Origin of the sequence: Haloferax profundi (assembly GCF_001469865.1) — an archaeon.
Lineage (GTDB): Archaea > Halobacteriota > Halobacteria > Halobacteriales > Haloferacaceae > Haloferax > Haloferax profundi.
Genome location: NZ_LOPV01000636.1, coordinates 1 through 3,035 on the forward strand (window position 1 = coordinate 1; position 3,035 = coordinate 3,035).

Here is a 3,035-nt window from a genome sequence, read left to right on the forward strand (position 1 = left end):
TATCGTAGGCGTCGACAGCAGCTGATTCGGTGTCAGATGTTAGATGCTCGACGAACGGATTTCCGATGAGATCAGAAGGGGAGTAGCCGAGGTGGCGCTCAACCGCTGGAGAGACGTAGGTAAAGCACCCCGCTGTATCGAGACGGAAAAGGATGTCAAAACTGTTCTCAGCAATGCCTTTGAAGCGTTGTTTCTCCTGTTCGAGTCGCTCGTTTTGGTCGTGAAGTGCTCGCTCATACTGCTGGCGTGTGATTGCCTGGCCGATCAACCGTGCCAGGATTTCGAGAAACAGTTCCTCTGCGTCCGTGAACTGCTGTTCTCGTTCGGATTTGGCAGCGAAACAGACCGTTCCATAGACGTCATCGTCGACAGTAACCTTCGCACCGATGTACGTCTCTAGGCCGAACGTCTCGTAAGCTGTATCTGTGACTTCCGATGACGTCTCAGCTGCCTGTACTGCAAGCAGGCTTTCAATTTCGACTGTTCGCCGACAGTAGGCATCGTCGAGTGGGCAGGTCTCACCCGGTTGTAGTGACTCGTGGTCTCCTGCGACATACTTGATTTCTTGTGTGCCATCGTCGATGCGTGTGAGAAACCCGATTGGAAGATCAAGGAACAATCGCCCGATGTTGAGCGCTACAGGGATTTGCTCGTTCAGCGCTCTTTCATGGTCACTGAACACATCATATATTTTCTCCCGTGCTGCGCTCGCATTCATGGTATACAACAGGTATTTAACACTGATATATGTTAAATCAGGTCAGTTTAAAAACACCATACTTGTGTAAATGTTCCGTTCTGAATCAGCCCACGAGTTTCGCCGTGAGAGATAGCAGCGGTTACTACTTCGGAGGTTTTTTCAGAATGTCAGTAGTTCAATGTTGACAGTGCAATCGTCCGGTACTTTCCTCGGGAATGGTTGTTCCTCTGAGGAGGTTATACTCTCTGTGGCCCCCGGATCAAAGAGTTTTGAGTCCGTCTGTGCCGCTCTCGAGTCAGCATTTCGACTGACTGTAGAACACGTTGAGACGGCTGGCGAAGCAGTCGAATATGTCGAACATAGACACGTGAGCTGTATTGTAGCTGAGTACGAACTCTCGGATGGCGACAGTTTCGAACTCGCCGACGCATTGGCTCACACCGACGTACCAATCGTAATATACACAGCGTCCGGAACAGAGTCACTCGCTGCGAAGGCAGTCACGGCACCCATTGACGACTACATCATTCGAGACCCGTCGACCGAAAACCACGACGCTCTTATCCAGTCTCTCACCGAGCTCGACGACGAGAGCCACCAGGTATCCGCCAGTCGAGATGTCCCCCACCAACAGGCAATTGTCGAGACAATGCAGGATGGTGCCTTCGTTCTCGACACGGATAGTCGGGTCCAGTACGTCAACCCACGTATCGAAGAGATCACCGGCTACAGTGCCGACTCACTCCGTGGTAAGGAGTTCAAGTCACTTGTCGAAGTAGGCCTGTTTCCACCGACAGAGTACGAGCGCTACCAGAACGCTGTCGATACAGCTTGCCGGGAGGGAACGACAGAGATCCTTCACATTCCCTTCGTTGACGCTGATAAAGGAAAACGCGTCTTCGAACTCATTCTCTCACCGATTGTCCGCAGAGACAGCATCGTTGGCGTCGTCGGCATTCCTCGTGACGTCACAGACCGTGAGCTAGCCGACACACAACGAACTGAGCTCTTGTCGCGAATGACGGATGCGTTCTTTGCTCTCGACGACGAGTGGCGGTTTACCTATATCAACGAACAGGCTCGGCAGACCTTCAGCCAGGTTACCGAGCCATCGCTCGGCGAAAAGATCTGGAAGCAGTATCCGGATGCTATTGGCGGTGTGTTCTACGAAAAGTATCACGAAGCCATGGAGGCCCAAGAACCGGTGACGTTCGAGACGTACGCCGAGCGCTATGACAGTTGGTTCGAAGTGCGTGCGTATCCATCTTTGTCAGGAATCTCTGTATTCTTCCGGGACATCACTGACCGGAAGCAGAACCTCCAAGAACTGGAAAAAACTAACGACCAACTGGAGGCTGTCCTGCAGAACCTCCCCGTCGTGCTCTTTGCTGTTGACACAGAGGGAATAATCACCCTTTCGGAAGGTGCAGGACTCGAAGAACTCGGGCGGGATCCTGGTGAGTTGGTCGGCAAGTCCGTCTTCGAGGCGTACTCTGAGATTCCGGAGGTACAGAACAACATCCAACGGGCTCTCGAAGGCACGCCTGTTGACTTCCGTGTTGAGATTGGCGACATCGTCTACGATTCGTACTTCCAACCCACGTTCGACGACGTTGGGTCCGTCTCAGGCGTCATCGGTGTCGCGACCGACGTTACAGACACCGCTCACCTCAAAGACGGACTTGTGGGGATCCACTCGATTACGCGGGAACTTCTCGTAGCAGAAGATACTAACGCAGTTGCAACGACGACTACTGAACTCCTCCCGCAAATCGTCGAAACGTCGTTCGTGTCACTATGGGTCGCTGACGAAGCAGGAGTGCTCGTTCCCACCGGTGACACTGAAGAGCGTGACGAAGGAAACTATACTCTCGACGTGTCGGACGACACAGATTCTCCGCTTGTCGAGGCATACAATACCGGTGAGGCGCAACTACTTCACCCCGAAGAAACGGCTGAACACGTCGTCTCGGCGGAGCCCTCCGTCGAATCAGTTCTGGAGATTCCCGTTGGCTCACAGGGAGTCCTCGTTGTCGGCACCGAAGGAACGTTCGCAGAGGCAGATGTTGAACTGCTGGATATGTTTAGCATGACGCTCACGTCGGCACTCTTAGGAGCGAAACGAAGAGAAGAGCTTCAGTCACGCGAAGCAGAATTGGCAGCGACCAACGAGCGACTCGATGACTTTGTCTCCGTCGTCGCACACGACCTCAGGAATCCAATCTCGATCGCAACGGGATATCTTGAGCTGGCACAGGAAACTGGTGATATACAGCATCTTGAGCGAGTTTCGAAGGCACTCGACCGAATGAATTCACTCATCGAGGACCTACTG

Annotated in this window: 2 protein-coding genes; one reads left to right on the plus strand and one right to left on the minus strand. The window is 53.1% G+C overall.

What is annotated here, in order from left to right; all coding sequences use genetic code 11:
• A partial coding sequence (locus AUR66_RS18225) for a PAS domain S-box protein (protein WP_157533226.1) occupies nucleotides 1–718 on the minus strand: 718 nt, incomplete at its 3' end.
• Nucleotides 719–887: 169 nt separating this feature from the next.
• On the opposite strand from AUR66_RS18225, the gene AUR66_RS18230 reads away from it, so the two are divergent.
• Nucleotides 888–3,035 (plus strand): PAS domain-containing protein (locus tag AUR66_RS18230; RefSeq protein ID WP_197409870.1); only part of this gene is annotated, 2,148 nt, incomplete at its 3' end.